At 62.5% G+C, this 21,071-nt stretch carries 23 protein-coding genes; 13 read left to right on the top strand and 10 right to left on the bottom strand.

The annotated features are described in order from the left end of the window. Positions 1–109: 109 nt before the first annotated feature. Together BC363_RS08515 and BC363_RS08510 are read right to left on the bottom strand one after the other, a co-directional pair. Positions 110–556: a cytochrome c gene (locus BC363_RS08515; protein WP_065782288.1), complete on the bottom strand. Its 447-nt coding sequence runs from the start codon at positions 554–556 to the stop codon at positions 110–112. Positions 557–763: 207 nt separating this feature from the next. Then, entirely contained in the window at positions 764–1,402 is a 639-nt protein-coding gene (locus BC363_RS08510; protein WP_065782289.1) for a LysE family translocator, read from the bottom strand. Between the two features lie 131 nt (positions 1,403–1,533). On the opposite strand from BC363_RS08510, the gene BC363_RS08505 reads away from it, so the two are divergent. After that, a complete protein-coding gene (locus BC363_RS08505; RefSeq protein ID WP_065782290.1) occupies positions 1,534–2,229 on the top strand; it encodes a YafY family protein in 696 nt (231 codons plus the stop codon). 317 nt (positions 2,230–2,546) lie between these two features. Here the strand turns inward: BC363_RS08505 and BC363_RS08500 are convergent, their stop codons facing one another. Next, on the bottom strand, positions 2,547–3,149 hold the full coding sequence (locus BC363_RS08500; RefSeq protein WP_065782294.1) for a superoxide dismutase: 603 nt from the start codon (positions 3,147–3,149) through the stop codon (positions 2,547–2,549). 222 nt (positions 3,150–3,371) lie between these two features. Between BC363_RS08500 and BC363_RS08495 the strand changes: the two genes are divergently transcribed. Further along, positions 3,372–3,710 carry a hypothetical protein gene (locus BC363_RS08495; RefSeq protein WP_065782296.1) on the top strand — a complete coding sequence of 113 codons (339 nt, stop codon included), beginning with the start codon at positions 3,372–3,374 and terminating at the stop codon, positions 3,708–3,710. 191 nt (positions 3,711–3,901) lie between these two features. Here BC363_RS08495 and BC363_RS08490 read toward each other — a convergent pair whose 3' ends face one another. Continuing rightward, complete coding sequence (locus BC363_RS08490) at positions 3,902–4,783, bottom strand: branched-chain amino acid aminotransferase (protein ID WP_065782428.1); 882 nt, start codon at positions 4,781–4,783, stop codon at positions 3,902–3,904. Positions 4,784–4,938: 155 nt separating this feature from the next. Between BC363_RS08490 and BC363_RS08485 the strand changes: the two genes are divergently transcribed. The 5 genes from BC363_RS08485 (at position 4,939) to tam (ending at position 8,816) form a co-directional block, all read left to right on the top strand. Continuing rightward, positions 4,939–5,475, top strand: coding sequence for a GNAT family N-acetyltransferase (locus BC363_RS08485; protein WP_065782298.1), 537 nt, complete (start codon positions 4,939–4,941; stop codon positions 5,473–5,475). Beyond that, the gene (locus tag BC363_RS08480; protein ID WP_065782302.1) at positions 5,472–6,512 is read left to right on the top strand and encodes a zinc-dependent alcohol dehydrogenase family protein; all 1,041 of its coding nucleotides are present in this window, start codon (positions 5,472–5,474) and stop codon (positions 6,510–6,512) included. Before BC363_RS08485 ends, BC363_RS08480 begins: the two co-directional genes overlap by 4 nt. Positions 6,513–6,625: 113 nt before the next feature. Further along, entirely contained in the window at positions 6,626–7,186 is a 561-nt protein-coding gene (locus tag BC363_RS08475) for a phosphatase (protein ID WP_065782304.1), read from the top strand. 181 nt (positions 7,187–7,367) lie between these two features. Further along, positions 7,368–8,030: a haloacid dehalogenase type II gene (locus BC363_RS08470; RefSeq protein ID WP_065782306.1), complete on the top strand. Its 663-nt coding sequence runs from the start codon at positions 7,368–7,370 to the stop codon at positions 8,028–8,030. 12 nt (positions 8,031–8,042) lie between these two features. After that, positions 8,043–8,816, top strand: coding sequence for a trans-aconitate 2-methyltransferase (gene tam, locus BC363_RS08465; protein WP_065782309.1), 774 nt, complete (start codon positions 8,043–8,045; stop codon positions 8,814–8,816). 45 nt (positions 8,817–8,861) lie between these two features. Here the strand turns inward: tam and BC363_RS08460 are convergent, their stop codons facing one another. Then, a complete protein-coding gene (locus BC363_RS08460) occupies positions 8,862–9,755 on the bottom strand; it encodes a LysR family transcriptional regulator (RefSeq protein ID WP_065782430.1) in 894 nt (297 codons plus the stop codon). Between the two features lie 140 nt (positions 9,756–9,895). On the opposite strand from BC363_RS08460, the gene BC363_RS08455 reads away from it, so the two are divergent. From BC363_RS08455 to BC363_RS08445, 3 genes are all read left to right on the top strand, one after another. Continuing rightward, a complete protein-coding gene (locus tag BC363_RS08455; protein WP_065782311.1) occupies positions 9,896–11,077 on the top strand; it encodes an MFS transporter in 1,182 nt (393 codons plus the stop codon). A gap of 87 nt (positions 11,078–11,164) precedes the next feature. Then, a complete protein-coding gene (locus BC363_RS08450) occupies positions 11,165–12,001 on the top strand; it encodes an aldo/keto reductase (protein WP_065782313.1) in 837 nt (278 codons plus the stop codon). Between the two features lie 119 nt (positions 12,002–12,120). Then, a complete protein-coding gene (locus tag BC363_RS08445; protein WP_065782315.1) occupies positions 12,121–13,281 on the top strand; it encodes an MFS transporter in 1,161 nt (386 codons plus the stop codon). Between the two features lie 160 nt (positions 13,282–13,441). Here BC363_RS08445 and BC363_RS08440 read toward each other — a convergent pair whose 3' ends face one another. Next, positions 13,442–13,834, bottom strand: a complete 393-nt coding sequence (locus tag BC363_RS08440; protein WP_065782317.1) for a hypothetical protein — start codon at positions 13,832–13,834, stop codon at positions 13,442–13,444. Then, positions 13,827–14,114, bottom strand: a complete 288-nt coding sequence (locus BC363_RS34235) for a hypothetical protein (protein ID WP_139110005.1) — start codon at positions 14,112–14,114, stop codon at positions 13,827–13,829. Before BC363_RS34235 ends, BC363_RS08440 begins: the two co-directional genes overlap by 8 nt. 71 nt (positions 14,115–14,185) lie before the next feature. Here BC363_RS34235 and BC363_RS08435 point away from each other — a divergent pair, with 71 nt between their 5' ends. After that, the gene (locus BC363_RS08435; RefSeq protein WP_065782319.1) at positions 14,186–15,748 is read left to right on the top strand and encodes a helicase HerA-like C-terminal domain-containing protein; all 1,563 of its coding nucleotides are present in this window, start codon (positions 14,186–14,188) and stop codon (positions 15,746–15,748) included. Between the two features lie 205 nt (positions 15,749–15,953). Next, positions 15,954–16,166, top strand: a complete 213-nt coding sequence (locus tag BC363_RS08430) for an alkylphosphonate utilization protein (RefSeq protein WP_025426258.1) — start codon at positions 15,954–15,956, stop codon at positions 16,164–16,166. A gap of 128 nt (positions 16,167–16,294) precedes the next feature. Here BC363_RS08430 and BC363_RS08425 read toward each other — a convergent pair whose 3' ends face one another. After that, on the bottom strand, positions 16,295–16,717 hold the full coding sequence (locus BC363_RS08425; RefSeq protein ID WP_065782321.1) for an organic hydroperoxide resistance protein: 423 nt from the start codon (positions 16,715–16,717) through the stop codon (positions 16,295–16,297). Positions 16,718–16,834: 117 nt separating this feature from the next. Between BC363_RS08425 and BC363_RS08420 the strand changes: the two genes are divergently transcribed. Next, a complete protein-coding gene (locus BC363_RS08420) occupies positions 16,835–17,311 on the top strand; it encodes a MarR family winged helix-turn-helix transcriptional regulator (RefSeq protein WP_065782322.1) in 477 nt (158 codons plus the stop codon). A gap of 218 nt (positions 17,312–17,529) precedes the next feature. Here BC363_RS08420 and BC363_RS08415 read toward each other — a convergent pair whose 3' ends face one another. Further along, positions 17,530–18,318 carry a L,D-transpeptidase family protein gene (locus BC363_RS08415; RefSeq protein WP_065793291.1) on the bottom strand — a complete coding sequence of 263 codons (789 nt, stop codon included), beginning with the start codon at positions 18,316–18,318 and terminating at the stop codon, positions 17,530–17,532. A gap of 280 nt (positions 18,319–18,598) precedes the next feature. Further along, positions 18,599–20,932, bottom strand: a complete 2,334-nt coding sequence (locus BC363_RS08410) for an EAL domain-containing protein (protein ID WP_065782323.1) — start codon at positions 20,930–20,932, stop codon at positions 18,599–18,601. Between the last annotated feature and the right edge of the window lie 139 nt (positions 20,933–21,071).

Here is a 21,071-nt window from a genome sequence, read left to right as displayed (position 1 = left end):
TAACGCGGCAAACCGCGACGAGCGTGACGTCCCTCCGTCACAACAACAGCCTCAATGCGCCGGCGAAAGCCGGCGCATTGAGGCAATTCTCTGGGAAGTAGACCTATTGTCAGTTCTTCTTCAGGCGATACGTCTCATGACAGCTGCCGCAGTCCTTGCCGAGTATGCCCATGGCAGCGCCGACACCGGCCTGATCGGCCGGAAGCTGGGCGAGCACGGCGTCGGTATCAGAACCAAGCTTCGCAGCCTTGGCTTTGAAATCGTCCATGTTCTCCCAGATCTTCGGGCTTGCTTCCGTCTCCGAACCGGTTTCGGAGCCGGTGGGGAAATGGTCCGGGAATACCTTGACCGTCTCGGAGATGGTTGTCAGCGACACCTTGACGATCTCGGCGTCATAGGGCTTTTCGCCCTTGGCAATACCACCGAGCGCACCAGCAGCCTGACCAACCTTCTTCATCAGAGCCTGACGAACCGCCTGCGGTTCATCAGCCGCAGTCACGGCTGTAACGCCAAGCCCAGCGAGGGCGGCGGCAAGCATAAGAGCGCGTATCTTCATCGTGATCTCCCGGTCATTCGAATCCGCCTCTGCGGCCTTCGTGTTGAATGCGCCGGCATGATGTCATTTTAGCTAGTCGACGGAAGTAACATTTTTTTGATGTCCTTGCCACAACAGCACAATTTGGCGCGGCTGAGCGATTCTCGACCACCTCGGCCCGCACGTTCCTATAACATGATTGCAGTAATCATGTTTATACTCTGAGACCTATCTCGCGCCGGCCCAGCCCTGCCAGACGGTGAGGGCTGCTACCAGCACCAGGACGATGCCGGCAATGCGGCCGATCAGAACGGTCGCACCCGGGCTGCCGACGAGAAAATCGCGACCGCGACCGGCGGCCAGCGCCAAACCGCCATAGACGGCGAGCTGGGTAGTGGCGATCATCAACGCCATGATCACCGCCTGCGACCATACCGGCCCGAATTGCGGCTTAAGAAACTGCGGATAGACCGCCAGCATGAAGAGATAGGCCTTGGGGTTCATCAGGCTGGTGAGAGCGCCCTGGCGAAAGCTCGCCCAACGCGAGAGCCGCCCGGTGCCGTCGATACCGCCGATGGTGATCGAACTGCGGATAAGGGAATAGCCAATCCAGGCGATATAGGCGGCACCGCCGACGAGCAGGACGTTGAAGAGCTGCGGCACCAGATGAAGGATGACGCTGACCCCGAGCGCCGCATAGAGAGTATGCAGCACGCCGCCAGCCATGATGCCGGCCGTCGCCGACAGGCCGGAGGCTCGACCTCCGGTCAGCGAATTCGCCAGCACGAAGATCATATCCATCCCCGGCACGATGATGATGCCGAAGAGAAGGGTGAAGAATAGCCAGAGATTTTCCGAGTAGCTCATGTCAGTTGTCCGAGGTCCGTTCGATCGTTGCGTGAGCGGATTGCTTATTTTTCAATCCGTTGCTGGATGTTATAAGCGCCTGCAACTGACAGGGTCTTGTCAGGAGCGTTTGAAGCGGCGGAGTTTTTTCGATGCGCAAGGCCTCGCGGCTGTTCGAGATCATCCAGATCCTCCGGCTCGCTCGGAAACCGGTGACGGCGGCCGATATGGCCGAAACGCTGGAGGTGACACCGCGCTCGATCTACCGCGATATCGCTGCCCTTCAGGCCATGCGCGTGCCGATCGAAGGCGGCCGCGGCATCGGATACATTCTCCGCCCGGGCTTCGACCTGCCGCCGCTGATGTTCTCGATCGAGGAAACCGAGGCGATCGTGCTGGCGCTGGCGCTGCTTGCGCGCACCGGAGACGAGGAGCTGAAGGCGGCGGCCGGCCGCGTCAACCAGAAGATCACCGGCGCCGTGCCCGAACCGCTGCGGCTCGCCTTTCGCAGCCAAGCGCTGCACGCCTGGGGAACCGTGGCGCCCTCGCCCGCCGGCGTCGATCTGGCGCTGGTACGCCGGGCGATCCGGGACGAACGCAAGCTCGGCATCGACTATCGCGACGAACTCGGCCGCGCCACCGAGCGGATGATCCGGCCGATCGCGCTGATCTATTACTCCGAAACCGCCAACATCGTCGCCTGGTGTGAACTGCGCCAGGCGATCCGCAACTTTCGCGCCGATCGGGTCGAACACTGCGAAGCGACCGACGACTTTTTCCCGGGCGAAGGGGAAGGTCTGAGGGACCTCTGGATCAGCGGATGGCGGACGCAGCCAGGCGGGGCGTGACCGCTGTCAGTTGGAGTGTGCGGTCTGTCTCTCGCCCATAGCCGCGGATTTCCATTCTGCCCGCATGGACCTCGACGATCGCATAGGCTGTCGTATCCGGTGTTTCGACCATGCCCTTGATTCGGTTCCACGGCGGCATATTGCGGGTCGGCGATGACGCCGAAGCGGAGGAGAGGCTGTGTGTCTGCGTGCATGGCGCCTCTGCCTAGCGCCGGGCGATGACACTTTGGTGACGGCGGACCAGCCATGTCCAATGCCACCGCAAACGAAAAGACCCGGCGCAAGCGCCGGGTCTCGAAGTCGATTGTTGCGAAGGCTTACTTGGAAGCCGCTTCGTACATTTCGAGCACGTAATCCCAGTTGATCAGGCTATCGACGAACGCTTCGAGGTACTTCGGACGCGCGTTGCGATAGTCGATGTAGTAGGAGTGTTCCCAGACGTCGACGCCGAGGATCGGCGAAGCGCCGTGAACGAGCGGGTTCTCGCCGTTCGGGGTCTTGGAGATTTCGAGCTTGCCGTTCTTGACCGAAAGCCATGCCCAGCCCGAACCGAACTGGCCGGTGCCGGCCGCGATGAAATCGGCACGGAACTTGTCGTAGCCGCCGAGGTCCGACTTGATGGCTGCGTCGAGCTTGCCCGGCAGGCTGGTGCCGCCGCCGCCCTTCTTCATCCACTTCCAGAAGTGGATGTGGTTGTAATGCTGGCCGGCATTGTTGAACAGCGGCTGGTTGGTGCCGTAGGACTTCTTGACGACGTCCTCGAGCGAGAGGTCGGAGAGGCCGGCTTCCTCGGCAAGCTTGTTGCCGTTGGTCACGTAAGCGAGGTGGTGCTTGTCGTGGTGGTATTCGAGCGTCTCGCGCGACATGTAGGGCGCCAGCGCATCGTAGTCATAGGGAAGGTTCGGCAATTCGAAAGCCATGTGGGCATCTCCTCTTGGCATGGGATTTCGTCAGGGAAATCTGTGAGCGGGAACATAGGCACCGGCCTTGAAGGAGGCAACCGATGCAATGCCAATTTTTCCTCAACCCACGGAATATACTTTCAACATCATTTTGAAAGCGCGCGCCCCCCGAGCACATTCGCGCCACGTTTCGCGGGCAGCGTGAAGGTCAATGCAACCGTTTGAGAATAAGGACTGTCCATGCCGCATCGCCCGATCCTGACCCTTGCCCTTGTCGCTGCAACCGGATTTGTCGCGACCGGCGCCCATGCATCCTCCGGCGATGCCTGGGAAGAATTCCGGGCCGACGTTTCGGAGAAATGCATCTCGGCCGCCCCTTCGCTCGATAAGCCGATCGTTGTCGTCGACCCGTTCGGCTCCGAGAGCTTCGGGCTGGCGCTGGTCTCCGGCAAGCCGAAGGGCGCGGAAAATGCAGTGACCCAGATCTGCGTCTACGACAAGCAGAAGAAGACGGTGGAAATCGGCGGCGAGCTGGCGCCCGACACGGTCACGGTTGTGGCACCGGCAACGGACCAGTAGCCCAGCCGCGTGTCGACGATCGCAGATCGTCGACACGCGCGAGCCTTCGCGTACAAACGGTTTCCGGCTCCTGTCATCGAGCAATCGGCCGGAAACCATTCCACCCAGCGCCACAATGGGTTGCGAATCACAGCCGACCTGGGCCGCGACCGTGGCGCGGGCACCATGACCCGCACCGAGCGTTGACCTCCTCAGCCGTCCTGGCTGGAATGTGCCCAATCCATGTAGAGATCGCGCGCCTTGGCGGCGATCGGCCCGGCCTGCAGGTCGCGCTCGTCAAGGCGAGTGACCGGCAAGACCTTGGAGTAGTTGCCGGAGGTGAAGATCTCGTCGGCAGCTTCAAAATCGGCCATCGACAATGTCGCTTCGACAACTTCGAAACCAGCCTCGCGCAACAGCGTCATGACGCGGAAGCGGGTGATGCCGGCCAGGAAGGTGCGGTTGGCAGCCGGCGTGAACACGACCCCATCCTTGACCAGGAAGACGTTGGAGGAGCCGGTTTCGGCGATGTTGCCGAGCATGTCGCGCACCAGCGCATTGTCGAAGCCGCGTGACCGCGCCTCGGTCAGGATGCGGGCGTTGTTGGGATAAAGGCAGCCGGCCTTGGCATCGGTCGGCATGGATTCGAGCGTCGGCCTCCGGAACGGCGACAGCGTCAGCGATGAGCCGCCATGGCCGTTGCCCATCGGCGCCTCGAACAGGCACAGCGCGAAGCGGGTCGATTCCGGATCGATCGCAACGACGCCGGCCGCGCCATGCTCGGCCCAGTACATCGGCTTGACGTAGAGCGCCGTCTGGCCGTCGAATTTCTTGGCGCCTTCCCAGCTCAGGGCCTCGATCTCTTCCGGCTTCATGGTCGGCTTCAGCCCGAGCGCCGTTGCCGAGCGGTTGACGCGCTGGCAATGCAGGTCGAGGTCCGGCGCGACGCCGTCGAAGAAGCGGGCACCGTCGAATACGGTCGAACCCAGCCACATGGCATGGGAGGTCGGACCGATCAGCGGCGGATTGCCGGACAGCCATTCGCCGTCGACAAAGGTCCAGGTCACTGAGCGGGGGGATGTATCGACGGCCATCGGCGTCTCCTTCACGTTTTGTCTTCCGTATCTTCCGCCATAGCTCGAAAAAGCAGCATGGGGGTGAATGGGTACATCAAAAAATGTCATGGCGTCCATTCTGGCACCGCAACGGCCTCTCGCGTAGTCTCTCGCACAAAGGAAAAGGGGCAGACGTGCGCACCATCAGGCATCTTGATCAGGACGACGTGGAAATCTTCCGCCGCATACGGCTGGAGGCGTTGCACCGCGAGCCGCAGGCCTTCGCTTCCACCGCGGCGGATTGGGCGCTGCTTTCGACAGCGGAATGGCAGGCAAGGCTCGCCGCAAACACCGTCTTCGTCGCGCTCGACGGGCATGAGCCTGTCGGCATCATGGGGCTCATGCGGCAGCGCTCCAGCCGGATGGCGCACCGTGCCACCATCATCATGGTCTATGTGCGCCGCGAGGCGCGCGGTTCCGGCGTGGCGCGCGAGCTTCTCGCACATCTGACCGACCATGCCCGCTCGGCCGGCATCCGGATGCTGGAGCTCGTCGCCCGCGCCGACAATGAGACGGCCATCCGTTTCTACGAGCGCGAAGAGTTCCGCGAAATCGGGCGCGTTCCGGGCGGCCTCCTCGACGGCGAGGAAGAGGTCGACGAAATTCTGATGGCGCGGCACATAGATGGCCGCGCCGCACCGGCTCAGACATCGCAAGGAGTGCCCCGATGAAAGCCATGTACTACGACGCCTTCGAGAAGACGCCCGAGATCCGCACGCTTCCCGATCCGACGCCGACCGAAAACGGCGTGGTCGTCAAGGTCGAGGCGACGGGCCTGTGCCGCTCCGACTGGCATGGCTGGATGGGGCACGACGCCGATATTCGCCTGCCGCACGTGCCGGGCCATGAGCTCGCCGGCATCGTGACCGCCACCGGCCGCGGCGTGGTGCGCTACAAGGTCGGCGACCGGGTGACGGTACCCTTCGTTTCCGGATGCGGCCGCTGCGGCGAATGCCGCTCGGGCAACCAGCAGGTCTGCGAGGTGCAGTTCCAGCCGGGCTTCACGCATTGGGGCTCCTTTGCCGAATATGTTGCGCTCGATTTCGCCGACCAGAACCTGGTGCACCTGCCGGAAAACATGGACTTCAAGACGGCCGCCAGCCTCGGTTGCCGGTTTGCCACTTCGTTTCGCGCCGTCGCCGACCAGGCACGGGTCAAGGGCGGCGAGTGGGTCGCCGTCCACGGCTGCGGCGGTGTCGGCCTATCGGCAATCATGATTGCCGCCGCGCTCGGCGCGCATCCGATCGCAATCGACATTGCCGAAGACAAGCTCGCATTCGCCAAAAAACTCGGCGCGGTCGCCACGGTCAACGGCCGCGACACGGACGATGTCGCCGGCGCAGTCAAAGAAATTACCGGCGGCGGCGCCCATGTCTCGATCGATGCGCTCGGCCATCCCGTCACCTGCTTCAACTCGATCAAGAACCTGCGCCGGCGCGGCCGCCACGTGCAGGTCGGCCTGATGCTCGGCGACCATGCCACGCCTGAAATCCCGATGGCACAGGTGATCGGCCATGAGCTCGAAATCTACGGCAGCCACGGCATGCAGGCATGGCGATACGACGCCATGCTGTCGATGATCGCCAGCGGCAAGCTGCAACCGCAGCAGTTGATCGGCCGCGAAGTCTCGCTCGAAGAGGCGATCCCTGCCCTCGTTTCAATGGACCGCGCGACCGACCTTGGCATCAGTGTGATTACCCGGTTCTGAACGGGCACGTCTCAAAGGCTGTTTGCTTTTGGTGGCGGATGCGATTTTGCCCTTAAGTCGGAACCGTTTTCAGGGCAAAATCATCACAGGAAGAATCACGACGAGGTCCTGTCATGGCGCTAGCGGCAGCTGCCACCGGGGAAGAACTCTACAGCCCTGCTCTCAATGCCAATCCGACCCATCCGAACGGCTGGCCCATCCGGATGATCATCAGCTCTCAAACGGAAGCCCGGCACAATCGGGCGCTCTGGGCACCGACGCACCTGATCTCGATGCGGGCGCCGGCGAGCCGGTTGCTGTCGATGATCGAACTGCCACCGGAAAGGCACCTCGAACTCTATTTCGGCGACGCCACCGACCCCGATGCACCCGACGCCGCGCGGCCGGACGCGATCGAGGCAGCCTTCAATTTTGTCGACAGCCTGGCTGAGGACGCGCATCTCCTGGTCCACTGTCTGCGCGGCATCGGTCGTGCGACGGCGCTGAGCCTCGGCATTCTTGCCCGATACATGTCGCCCGAAGAGGCGGCCGCCGCGTTGCATGCGCTACGACCGGAGGCGAAGCCAAACCGGCATGTGGTCGGGCTCTGCGACACAGCCCTTGGGCTCAAGGGAAAGCTTGCCAGGCAGGCCCTGCGTTTCCCGGCGAAGGTCTGGAAACCCGGCAAAGGCTGACGGCTGACAGCGCAATGTCGTTGTGCAATGCACAAATCTTTGCCATGATCACGCAAAAGAACGGTGTTCGCGGCGTGCCTCCGCCGGCACAATGCGGTAAGTCTTTGTTTTCGGCTACGCTTTGACGAGATAAGATATCTTGTCCCGCCGTGCGGCCGGAGATGATGGACGGGAGGAAAGAATGTCCCACGCGGCTTATGTGTTCGATGCCTACGGCACGCTTTTCGACGTGCATGCGGCGGTTCGGCGCCATGCTGCCGAGATCGGCCCGGACGGACAGGCCTTCTCCGAGCTCTGGCGGGCCAAGCAGCTCGAATATTCCTGGGTGCGTTCCCTGATGGGCGCCTATCAGGATTTCTGGCAGCTGACCGAGCAGTCGCTAGACTATGCCTTTTCCCGGTTCCCGTCCGCTGACCGCAAGCTGAGGAAACCACTGCTCGATGCCTATTGGACGCTCGATTGCTACCCCGAAGTCCCCGCCGTTCTGAAAGGGCTGAAGGAGCGCGGAGCGCGGCTCGCCATCCTTTCCAACGGTTCTCCTGATATGCTGGCCGCGGCCGTGCACAATGCAGCGCTCGAAATCGTCATTGACGACGTCTTCTCCGTCGACACGGTCAAGACCTACAAGGCGGCACCTGCGGTCTATGATATCGTCACCACCCGCTACCGGCTTTACCCGCATGCGGTTTCCTTCCAGTCGTCAAACCGCTGGGACATTGCAGGCGCGACGAAGTTCGGCTTCCGCACGGTCTGGATCAATCGGGCGGACATGCCCGACGAATATCGCGACCAGGGCCCGGCGTTGATCCTACCTTCGCTCGAAAGTCTGCAATTCGGTATCTGAGGGTTTGTCTCGATGGCTTGGTCGGCGTCGCAATACCTGAAATTCGAAGATGAGCGCACGCGGCCGGCCCGCGACCTGCTGGCGCAGGTTCCGGACCTGCCGTCGGGTCCTGCCTTCGACCTTGGCTGCGGTCCGGGAAATTCGACCGAACTGATCCATCAGCGATTTCCGGACACGCCGCTTTCCGGCCTCGACAGCGACGAGAACATGCTGCTCACCGCCGCCAAGCGGCTGCCGGGCCTGACTTTCGAGAAGACCGATCTGGCGACCTGGGCACCGCCCAAGGGCGCCTCGCTGTTCTTCGCCAATGCCGTCTTCCAGTGGCTGCCCGGTCACCTCGACGTCCTGGAAAAGCTGACCGCATCCCTTGCCGCCGGCGGCACGCTTGCGGTGCAGATGCCCGACAACCTCGACCAGCCGACCCATCTGCTGATGGAAGAAACGGCCCGCGGCGCGGACTTCGCCGACACCTTCGAAGGCCGGACGATCCGCCGCAATCCGTTGCCGGCGCCCTCTGTCTATGTCGAGCGCCTGTCACAGCATGCGGCCCATATCGAGGTCTGGCATACCATCTACTATCACCGGCTGGCGAACGCCGAAGCGATCGTCGAATGGGTGAAGGGTACGGGACTGCGCCCCTATCTCGATGCGCTGCCGCCGGAGCGACGCGACGCCTTTTCCGCGGCCTATACCGACCGGATTCGTGACGCCTATCCGGCCCTGAGCGATGGCCGGGTGCTTTTGCGCTTCCCCAGATTCTTCGTCGTCGCCGTCAAGGCCGACTAAGACAGGTCAGACAGGACAGCGCCAGCAAAATTCGGGAGACAGGCATCAGATCCGTTCGACCAGGAAGTCGATGAAAGCACGGATGCGGGCAGCAAGATGTTCGTGGCCGGCATAGACGGCATAGACCGTTTCGATCTCGTCGGGCCGATAGTCCTCCAGCAATGCGACCAGCCGACCCGCGGCCAGATCCGGCTCGGCGTGGAAGCGACCGATCCGGCCGATGCCGACACCGGCGAGACAGAGCTGCTGGACGATCGCGCCGCTCGAGACCTGCAGGTTTCCAAAGACGGACAGAAGCTCGACCGAGGCTTGCCCTGGCGCACGAAAGGCCCACTCGTCGACGCTGCGGCGGAAGTTGAAGCGAATGCAATTGTGATTTTCCAGGTCGGCCGGCGTCTGCGGCACGCCATGTCTGGCGAGATAGGCCGGGGACGCGATCACCACCGGCCGACTTTCCATCAGCTTGCGGGCCTTCAACGACGAATCGCGCAAGGGACCGGTCCGGATCGCCACGTCGGCCCGTTCGCCGACCACGTCGATCAAGCTGTCCGTCAGGGTCAGATCGAGGCGCACGTCCGGATAGCGCTCGAGAAACTCAGGCGCCAGCGGCAGGATGTAGCGCTCGCCGAAGCCGACCGATGCGTTGACGCGCAGAAGCCCGCGGGGAGAGAGCCGGCCACCGGCGGCAACCAGTTGCTCGGTCTCGGCGATCTCGGTCAGGATGCGCTGGGCGCGTTGCAGATAGACTTCGCCCTCCGGCGTCAATTGCAGGGTCCGGGTCGAGCGCACCAGCAGGCGCGTGCCCAGCCGATCCTCGATCCGGGTGACCAGCTTGCTGACGGCGGACGGCGATAGTCTCAGCCGCCGGCCGGCGGCAGAGAAGCTGCGCGTTTCGCAGACAGCAACAAAGACCTCCATCTCACCGGCGCGGTTGTCCATCATTCACCTTTGAATTTGGTTCACAGTCGTTTGTCCGATTATACGGATTATCGCGCAAGCTCTCCACCCTCATATTCCCCTCGAACACATCAACACCAAAACGCCCGGTCGCTCCCAACCGGGCGGGAAAAGGTCTTGTCATGCCCATTGCGCTCTTTGCATTGACGGTCGCGGCCTACGCGATCGGAACCACCGAATTCGTCATCGTCGGCCTTCTGCCGACGGTCGCGAGCGACCTCCACATCACCCTGCCGCTTGCCGGCCTCATCGTCAGCGTCTACGCGCTCGGCGTCACTTTCGGCGCGCCGATCCTGACTGCTCTTACCGGCCGGATCGAACGCAAGCCGCTGCTGGTCGGCCTGATGGCGCTGTTCATCGTCGGCAACGCCGCAGCAGCGCTGTCGCCGAGCTACGAGCCGCTGCTGATTGCCCGCGTCATCTCCGCCTTCGCCCACGGCGTCTTCTTCTCCGTCGGCTCGACCATCGCCGCCGACCTCGTGCCCGAGGACCGTCGCGCCTCGGCGATCGCCATGATGTTCATGGGCCTGACGGTGGCGATCGTCACCGGCGTGCCGCTCGGTACCTGGATCGGCCAGACTTTTGGCTGGCGTGCCACCTTCTGGGCCGTCACCGGGCTTGGCGTCATCGCTCTTGCCGCGATTGCAGCTCTGCTGCCGAACACGTTGACCAAGGCGCCGCCGGCACGGCTGATCGACCAGGTGCGCGTTCTCGGCTCCGGCCGGCTGCTGGTCGTCTTCGCCATGACCGCCCTCGGCTACGGCGGCACCTTCGTCGCCTTCACCTTCCTTGCGCCGATCCTGCAGGAAATCACCGGCTTTTCCGAGGGTGCCGTCAGCCTGATCCTGGTGCTCTACGGCGTCGCGATCGCGATCGGCAACATCGCCGGCGGCAAGATCGCCAACCGCGATCCGGTGAAGGCTCTGGTTGGTCTGTTCCTTGCTCAAGCCATCGTCCTTGCGCTCTTCACCTTCACGGCCACCTCCCAAGCCCTGACGCTGGTGACGTTGGCCACCCTCGGCTTCCTGTCCTTTGCCACCGTGCCCGGCCTGCAGCTCTATGTCGTGCAGCTTGCCAAGCAGCATCGGCCGGGTGCCGTCGACGTCGCCTCGGCGCTCAACATTGCCGCCTTCAACCTCGGCATTGCCATCGGCGCCTGGCTCGGTGGCGTCGTCGTCGCCTCGTCGCTCGGCCTCGGCATGACGCCGGTCGTCGGTTCCGTTCTGGTGGTGGGCGCGCTGCTGCTCACACTTCTGAGCGGCGCACTTGACCGCAAGGCAGAAACCGTCGCCCAACCGGCTTGAAGAAGCGCCCGTCAGGCCCACCTATATCCTCGTCTCTTTCCCGCCCGGCCGATGGCCGGGCGCTCTGCAAAAACAAGGAGTTCCCACATGCATTCGGTCAATTCCAACGGCGCCAACATCCCGGCGCTCGGCTTCGGCACCTTCCGCATGCCCGGTGCCGATGTGCTGCGCGTGCTGCCGGAAGCGTTGAAGCTCGGCTTCCACCACGTTGACACCGCCCAGATCTACGGCAACGAGGCCGAGGTCGGCGAGGCCATCCACAAATCAGGCATCGCGCGCGCCGACATTTTCCTCACCACCAAGGTCTGGGTCGACAAATATGCCCATCGCGACTTTCTCGCCTCGGTCGACGAGAGCCTGACGAAGCTCAAGACCGATCACGTCGACCTGCTCCTCCTGCATTGGCCAGGCGGTAGCGACGTGCCAATGGCCGAGCGCATCGGCGCGTTGAACGAAGTCCATAAGGCCGGCAAGGTTCGCCATATCGGCGTCAGCAACTTCAACACCGCGCAGATGGAAGCGGCGGCGAAGCTCAGCGACGCGCCGATCGCCACGAACCAGGTGGAATATCACCCCTATCTCGACCAGACGAGGGTGCTCGGCACCGCCCGCAAGCACGGCATGTCCATCACCGCCTACTACGCCATGGCCAACGGCAAGATCCCGAACGATCCGCTGCTCAAGGACATCGGCGCGCGCCACGGCAAGACGGCGGCGCAAGTGGCGTTGCGCTGGCTGGTGCAGCAGAAGGATGTGATCACCCTGTCGAAGACAGCGACGATCGAGCGACTGAAGGAAAACTTCGACATCTTCGACTTCGCGCTTGGCGACGGCGAGATGGCAGCGATTCATGCGCTTGCCCGTCCGGACGGCCGCATCGTCAGCCCCGAAGACCTGTCGCCGGTTTGGGACAAGGCCGCCTGACAATAGTTTGCCGATCCGCCGCCGGTCGAGTTCCAAACCGGCGGCGGATGATCTAAGCAGATCCCCAGGGGGATCGATGCCGATCTCCCGAGGGGACGCACTGTCGAAGGGAGGGGTCGATGACGTCGAAAACCGTTGAGGTGGGCGACATCGCTCCGGACTGGCCGGCCATCATTGCCGTCGTGCTTGGCGTTACCGCCTTTTCCGTCGCACAGGGCCTCACCTATCCCTTGATTTCGCTCTCGCTGGAAGGCCGCGGCGTCTCGACCGCCACGATCGGTCTCAACGCCATGGGCTTTGCTGCCGGCCTTGCCGCAGCGACCCTGCTGCTCGGGCACCTGACGCGGTGTGCCACTGCTGACAAGCTGATCATCGCCAGCCTCTGCGGCTGTTCGCTCTGCCTCGCAACGCTTGCAGCCACGTCCTCGCTGCCGATCTGGTTTGTCGCCCGCTTCGCTCTCGGCTTCTTCGTCAGCATGGTCTTCATGCTGGGCGAGGCCTGGCTCAATACCGCCTGTCCGGACCGGCTGCGCGGTAGGGTTTCCGGCCTATACGGCGCCGGCATGTGCGGCGGCTTTGCCGCCGGACCGTTGGCAATCCCGCTTCTTGGCACCAGCGGTGGCCTCGGCTTTGCACTGCTGGCGATCTATATCGCGCTCGTCGCCTTCCTGACCGGTCTTCTGACGATGGGCGCGCGGACCCGGCCGGAGCCATCATCGACGCGCGATCTCTTCGCCTTTTTCCGGCACGCGCCGATCCTGATCCTGATGGTGCTGATGTTTGGCTTTGCCGATATTGCAGCAATCTCGGCGATGCCGGTCTATTTCGTCAAGTCGGGCCATTCCCAGGCCTTTGCAGCGTTGAGCGTCACGGTGCTCGCGGTGCCGACGGCACTGGCGCAGCCCTTCATCGGCGTATTGCTCGACAAATTGCCCCGTCGACGGGTGGCGATCTCGGCAGCGGCGGTGGCGGCAACCGGCTATCTCGCCATTCCGCTGGTTACATCGGCGCCGCTGCTGCTAGCGCTGTTCGCGCTGATCGGCGCTGCCAGCTTCGCGCTCTATACAGCGGCGCTGACCATGCTCGGCGAACAATATCGCGGCAGCATGCTGGTGGCTGGAAGTGCCGCCTTCTCGCTCGCCTATGCCGCCGGCAGCGCGGCCGGATCGGGCGCCACCGGGTTTCTCATGGCGTTGATCAACCCCACCGCCGGTCCGCTCGGCGTCGGCATGGTGCTGGTCGTCTTCACGCTGATTTTCGCCGTCGCCGGTCGGCGATAGGCGCCGCCGTCAGCGCCCGCAAAGCCGAGCGAGCGCATCGCCAAAAACACGCGCCCAGGCCCGATAGCGCCCTGTCGTCGCTCCAGAGCATGACGCCCGGACAAAAAAACCCACCGGGCACAAGCGCCGGTGGGTTTTCTTTGAACGCGTCCGAAAGCGATCAGACAAACTGGCTGAGGCCGGGGACCGAGGCGACGACTTCGTCGACCACGTCGGCGCCAGCCTTTTCCTTGGCGAAAGCGATGGTTTCCTTGGCGAGCGAGGTGATCTCGCCCATGCCCAGGCCCTGGCTCATGAGCTGCTGACCGAGCGCCATGACACCGCCGCCGCCGATCGCCGCCATCAGGCCGCCGAGCAGACCGCCGCCGCCCGTGCCCTCGCCGTTGTACTGCGCGATCAGGTCGGTTGCGCCCGGGATCGATTCGATCATCTGGGCGACCGGGCCGTCGGCCGCTTCGCGCTGCAGGAAGCCGAGGATCATGCCGACAGCCTTTTCGGCCGTCGCAGGCTCAAGGCCGACATTCTCCGCTACGCGCGTGACCAGTTCATTCATGGAAAACTCCCTCGTTGAATTTTGACGTTGACGTCAAGGTAAATGATCGCTTGCGAAATAACAAGCGACTACGGATGGAATGCCGGGCAATCCACCAGCTTTCGGGCAGCCCGTCGTCCGTCTCATCGCAACCACGGCTCAGAACAATCGTTTCACGCTCGTGACCGGTTGGCAATGCGACCGATCGGCCGCCGCCAGCACCGCTGGTTTCGCGGTTGCGCGCCACAATCGCCTTGTTGCCGGGTGGAGCGGCACCGCCTATAACAGGGTCGAGCCACATTTCGATGGCGGGCCCCGGCAGCCAAGCCGCGAACCGCCCGCTTTCATTGATGAAACGGAGATGAAGCCCACATGGTGGAAGAAGGCAAGCTCTTTATCGGCGCCAGCCGCAAGCCGGACGACTCGATCAACAAAGGCGAATATCTCGAGCTGAAATTCGGCAACCGCCACGGGCTCATCACCGGCGCCACCGGCACCGGCAAGACCATCACCCTGCAGATCCTCGCCGAAGGGTTTTCGAACGCCGGCGTTCCAGTGTTCTGCGCCGACGTCAAGGGCGACCTCTCGGGCATCGGCGCGATCGGCGAGACCAAGGACTTCATCCTCAAGCGCGCCGAACAGATCGGCCTGCCGACCAACCCTTACGAGTTCCAGGAATTCCCCGTGATCTTCTGGGATCTCTACGGGGAAAAGGGCCACCGCGTCCGCACCACCATGTCGGAAATGGGTCCCCTCCTCTTGTCGCGGCTGATGAACGCGACGGATGCCCAGGAAGGCGTGCTCAACATCGCCTTCAAGATCGCCGACCAGGGCGGCCTGCCGTTGCTCGATCTGAAGGACCTGCAGGCGCTGCTCAACTACATGGGCGAGAACGCCACCCAGCTTTCCAACCAGTTCGGCTTCATTTCCAAGGCCTCGGTCGGCTCGATCCAGCGCGAACTGCTGATCCTGGAACAGCAGGGCGCCGAACATTTCTTCGGCGAACCGGCGCTGAAGATCACCGATATCATGCGCACGACCAATGACGGCCGCGGCGCGATCTCGGTGCTTGCCGCCGACAAGCTGATGATGAACCCGCGCCTCTACGCGACCTTCCTGCTCTGGCTTTTGTCCGAGCTGTTCGAGGAGCTGCCCGAAGTCGGCGACCCCGAGAAGCCGAAGCTGGTGTTCTTCTTCGACGAGGCGCATCTGCTGTTCAACGATGCGCCAAAAGTGCTGACAGAGCGCGTCGAACAGGTCGTGCGCCTCATCCGCTCCAAGGGCGTCGGCGTCTATTTCGTGACACAAAACCCGCTCGACGTGCCGGAAACGATCCTCGGCCAGCTTGGCAATCGCGTCCAGCATGCGCTGCGCGCCTATACGCCGCGCGACCAGAAGGCGGTGAAGACCGCCGCCGACACCTTCCGTCCGAACCCGGAGTTCGACTGCGCCACCGTCATCACCAATCTCGGCACCGGCGAGGCCCTGGTCTCGACGCTTGAAGGCAAGGGTGCGCCGACGATGGTGGAGCGCACCTTGGTGCGCCCGCCGCAGTCCCGCGTCGGCCCGCTGACGGCGGACGAGCGGCAGAAGGTCATGGATGTCAGCCCCGTTCGCGGCCAGTACGACGAAGATTTCGACCGTGAATCGGCCTATGAAATGCTGACGGCACGGGCCAGGAAAGCGGCGGAAGCGCAACAGCAAGCCGAGCAGGTACCGGTGGAGGCCAATACCGGCGGGAGCCGCTGGACGCTTCCGGGCTTCGGCGACGACGAGCCGGCGGCGCCTGCCGGAAAGCAGGCCCGTCCGCGTTCCTCCGGATATCAACGGGAGACCGTGGTGGAAGCGGCGATGAAATCGGTTGCCCGCACCGTTGCGACCCAGGTCGGTCGCGCTTTGGTTCGCGGCATCCTCGGCAGCCTCAGCAGGCGCTAAAGTATTTCCAGGAAAGGTGCGCAGCGGTTTTCCGTCAGGAATTACGTAAAACCAAGAGATGGAGCGTTTCCGTGAGTCCGTCTAAAGCGGAATCGCTCTAACGCAAAGAGGCGGACTTGATCCGCCAAGACGATACGAATGACGATTTCTGCACGCCCTGATCCACCGGATCGGGGCGTGCCCTACATCTTGAAAGGAACAGTCCATGGACGTGAAAGATTCGAACGGCGCCATCCTCAACGACGGCGACAACGTCACCCTGATCAAGGACCTGAAGGTCAAGGGCACGTCGACGACGCTGAAGCGCGGCACGGTGGTCAAGGGCATCCGCCTCACCGACAACCCCGATGAAGTCGAGTGCCGGGTCGAAAAGATCAAGGGCCTGGTGCTTCGTACCGAGTTCTTGAAGAAAGCCTGATGCTGCCGCGGGCAGGCGCAGAAACTGCCTTCGCCGTCAATGGCACTACATCTCACGATGAAGACAAACAAAAGCCCGGCGGGAACCATCTCGCCGGGCTTTCTTGTTTCCTGAGGAAGATAGGATTTTCAGGCGACCGTCAGCGTGACGTCGATATTGCCCTTGGTCGCATGGCTGTAGGGGCAAACGATATGCGCCTTCTGGACAAGATCTTCGAGAACCGCCTTGTCGACGCCTGGCGACGAGATTTCGAGCGCGGCGTCGATGCCGAAGCCCGTGCCGTCATCACGCGGGCCGATGCCGACCGTGCCCGTCACCTTGGTGTCTTCGGGAAGCTTTACCTTCTCCTTGCCGGCGACGAACTTGAGCGCACCAAGGAAGCAGGCGGAATAGCCAGCTGCGAAAAGCTGCTCGGGATTGGTGCCGCGGGCGCCGTCACCGCCCAGTTCCTTCGGCACGGTCAGCGTGACGTCGAGAACGCCATCGGTGCTCTTGGCCTGGCCTGCGCGGCCACCGGTTGCGGATGCAGTGGTACGATAGAGAATGGGCATTGGCGGGGTCTCCTTTGCGGTTTCGATGTCAATGCAGATTACATATTGCAAAATTAAATTGCATGCAAATTAATTTTGCAAATTGCATTTTCGACCTAAATTTGCAACAATGCCGGAATGACGACCAAAGCGGCACAATTCGACATGCTCCCGGACGAGGCGCTGACGCTCGGCAAACAACTCTGTTTCGCCGTCTACTCTGCTGCGCATGCCTTCAACCGCGCGTACAAGCCGCTGCTCGATCGTTTCGGCCTCACCTACCCGCAATATCTCGTGCTGCTGGCGCTCTGGCAACAGGACGGCATGACGGTCAAGCGTATCGGCGAGGAAATCGGGCTCGATTCGGGAACGCTGTCCCCTCTCTTGAAGCGGTTGGAGGCGGGAGGCTATGTCGGTCGCCAACGCGATCCCGGCGACGAACGGCAGGTGATCGTCAGTCTGACCGCGAAAGGTCGCGACCTCAAGACAGAGGCCTTCGGCATTCTTTCAGATATCGGCAAGGCGTCGGGATGCAGCCTGGAGGAAGCCGGTGAAATCAGGGAAACCCTGCACCAGTTGACGCGACGGCTCTCCTCGGGCGAGAGCGAAAGCTGATCGTCGCCGTCGCACCGACGGCAACGTCGAAACTTCAACACGTGAGAAGCTTGCCGAGCGCGCAGTGACCGCGCCGATTTGCGCGGAACAAGAACCGGGCGCCATGGTGCGGGCACGCGGACTATTTAGACGCGCAAAGGTCGCTGTAACACTTTGAGTTGCTGCATAATTTTGTCCTTAAATCGATTCCGATTTAAGGAATTATGCAGTAAGGCAGATCAGACGACGAGGATCGGCGCCTTGCCGCGCACGCGGTCATAGAGATCCATGACATCCTGGTTGAGCATGCGCACGCAACCCGACGAAACAGCCTTGCCGATCGACTTCCACTCAGGCGAGCCATGGACACGGTAAAGCGTATCCTGCCCGTTCTGGAAGATGTAGAGCGCGCGGGCGCCCAGCGGGTTATCGATACCAGGTGCCATACCGCCATTGCCGGCGGAATACTTCGCCAGTTGCGGCTGACGTGCGATCATCGAATCGGGCGGCGTCCAGCGCGGCCACTTCTTCTTCCACTGAATGACGCCGCGGCCGGACCAGGCAAAGCCCTCGCGACCGAGACCGACGCCGTAGCGCAGTGCGCTGCCACCGGGCTGGATCAGATAGAGGAACCGATCGCCGGTATCGACGACGATCGTGCCTGGGCGCTCGCCAAAGGGATCGCTGACTTCCTGGCGATAGAAACGCGCGTCGATCTGACGGTAGGGCACCGCCGGAATCTGATAACCGCCATCGTCGATAGCAGCGTAAATGTCGCCGTAATAGGCGCTCTGCGGCGGCAGGCCCGTCGGCAGCGGCCCCTCATCAATGGGGGCCTCCAGAATGCCCTCGGCACGCGGATCGACCCAACGCCCTTCAAGAGCAGGATTACGGAAGACCGGCGCCGTTTCCATGCGGAAACGGTCGGTGTTCATCGAGGACGTGCAGCTTGCAAGGCCTGCCGAGGCAAGCGCAATGCCTGATGTGCGCAGGAACTGGCGGCGGGAGAAAATGACTGAAGAGGACATCGAACTCTGAAAGGCTTGAGTGCGGCGACGAACTGGAGTGCTGCACGAAATTGATTAATGAAACGATTCGCGCAGACCCGCTCAATTTGAGAATGCTGGCATCTACGGCTGGAACGAGGCTTGTGCCAATAAACGTCGGATCACATTTCCGACAGCCTGATACTGCATGTTTCCTTAAATCGCATCCGATTTAAGGAAACATGCAGCAATTTAAAGTGCTACAGCGACCTTTGCGCGTCTGATAAGACGCGCGGCGCTGTAGCGGATGCGACGGCACAAATCAGATGCTGTCGGCGTTCAGCCCGGGCTGGCGCAACAGCGCAGCGAAATCCGCGGACGCGAGCGGCCGGCTGAAGAAGTAGCCCTGGATCTCGTTGCAACCACTGTGCCGCAGGAATTCCACTTGCGCCTGGGTTTCGACCCCTTCGGCAATCACCCTCAGGCCGAGATTCTGCGCCAGCGATATGATCGCCGCGGTGATGGCCTTGTCGTCGACACTGGCCGGAATGTCCTCGACGAAGGAGCGGTCGATCTTCAGGCGACGCACGGGAAACCGCTTCAATGCACTGAGGCTCGAATATCCCGTGCCGAAATCGTCGATCGCCAGGTGCACACCGATCGCCTCCAGCTCGTGCATGGTCGCCAATGCGCCAGGCACATCCTGCATGATCAGGCTCTCCGTCAGCTCCAGCTCCAGGTACTGCGGATCGAGTCCGATCTCCGCGAGAACGGCAGCGACATGCGTTGCCCAGTTTCGCTCACGGAACTGCCGTGCGGAAACATTGACGCTGACGATCAGCAACGGCAGCCCGGCCTCATGCCAGGCCTTGCACTGTCGGCAGGCGGCACGCAGCACCCAGTCGCCGATCGGCACGATCAGCCCGGTCTCCTCGGCCAACGGAATGAAATCCGCCGGCGAAACCATGCCGCGCTCGGGATGGCGCCAGCGAAGCAGCGCTTCGGCGGCAAAGACCCGGCCGGTTTCAAGATTCATCTGCGCCTGGAAATGCAGCAGGAATTCCTCGCGAGAGATCGCTTCCCGCAACTCCGCCTGTTTCAGCAGCTTTTCGTGTGCCCTGCCGGCCATCTCCTCGGTAAAGACCTGCAGATTGTTGCGACCGAGTTCCTTGGCCCGATACATCGCCATGTCGGCATTGGCGAGCAACTCGCCGACGGTCTTGCCCTGGTTGGGGAAACAGGCAACGCCCATGCTGCAGGATATCTGCAGGCTGCGGCCGTTGATCTGCATGGGAGCAGCGATAGCCGCGCGAATATCCTCGAGACGGGCGAGCACGACATCGCGCTCGCAGGGCAGGCCGTTCAGAAGAAGGATGAATTCGTCGCCGCCGACGCGGACGACCATGTCGGACTTGCGCACCGATGCGCGCATGCGCGCGGCGGTCATCTTGAGCAGTTCGTCGCCCGCCGCATGGCCGAGCGTGTCGTTGACGAGCTTGAAGTTGTCGAGATCGAGGAAAGCGAGCACCGCCCAATGCCCCGTCCCGCGTAAGGCCTCCAGGGCTTCGGCGACCTGCTCTTCGAACAGGGCCCGGTTCGGCAGGCCGGTCAGCGGGTCGTGGTGAGCCATGAAGCTGATGCGGTCTTCAGCCTGCTTGCGCTCGATCGCAATGCCCGCCAGATGAGCGGCCATGGCGATCAGTTCTTTCTGGGGCTCGTCAGGAACGCACACCGCCTCGGAATAGAGGGCAAAGGTGCCGAGTACCTTTCGTTCGCGCGAATGGATCGGCGTCGACCAACAGGCCCTGAACTCGTAGGGCCGAACGATCTCGCGATGATCCTCCCAGAGCGGATCGGTGAAGATATCGGCAACGATCACCTGTTCGCCCCGCCAGGCAGCCGTGCCGCAGGAGCCGGCCTTCGGCCCGATCTCGACGCCATGGATGATGCCGCAATAGCTTTCGTCGAGGCTCGGGGCCGCTCCATGCAGCAGGTGACGGCCATCGGCCGACAGCAGCAGGATCGAGCCGCGGATTCGCGGCACCAGCGCCTCGATCAGCAGGATCAGTTCGCGAAAAAACTCTTCGAGCGGCCGGCCGTTGGCGATCATCTCCAGAAGATGCGCCTGCCCTTCAAGCAATCGTTCGGCCGCCTTTCGGTCGGAGATGTCGCGCGACACGCCGACGATGCCGACAATCTTGCCGCACTTGTTGCGCAATGGCACCTTGGATGTCATCAGCCAGCGATCGCGGCCCTTGGTGACCATCGCGCGCTCTTCGATGCCGAAGATCGGTTCGCCCGTCTCGATCACGCGGCGTTCCACGTCGGCGATGACTTTGGCCAGATGCCGTGGATGCAGGTCGAAATCGGTCTTGCCGATGATGTCGCCAAGCGATTCCAGCCCGTTGTCGGCGACAGTGACCTGGTTGGCGATGAGGAAACGGCCCTCGATATCCTTGGCGTAGATATAGTCGGGAACGTGGTTGATGATCGTTTCCAACCAGTAATGCCGGTCGGCAATGTCAGGGTCGGCCGGAAAAATCCGGCTCATCTCTTCGGCCAGACGATTGCTCGCGTCGATCAGGCGGCGCGTATCCTCGTTGCCACCCGCATTGAGGGCCGCATAACGCGGATTGCAGGACGTGTTCTTCGCCAAGCAAGGCCTCCGGAAGCACAGTGTCGAGATCGGTCTGACTTTCCCCAACCCAAGATAGGCGACCAAAAGTTAGCCTTCCCTAAATAAGACAGGGAAAATCGTGCAGAGGTTGCATTTTGGTGTCCAGCATAGCCGGAAA

This window comes from Ensifer sp. LC384 (genome assembly GCF_001695865.1).
Lineage (GTDB): Bacteria > Pseudomonadota > Alphaproteobacteria > Rhizobiales > Rhizobiaceae > Ensifer.
This window is presented reverse-complemented; position numbering and strand designations above follow the sequence as displayed.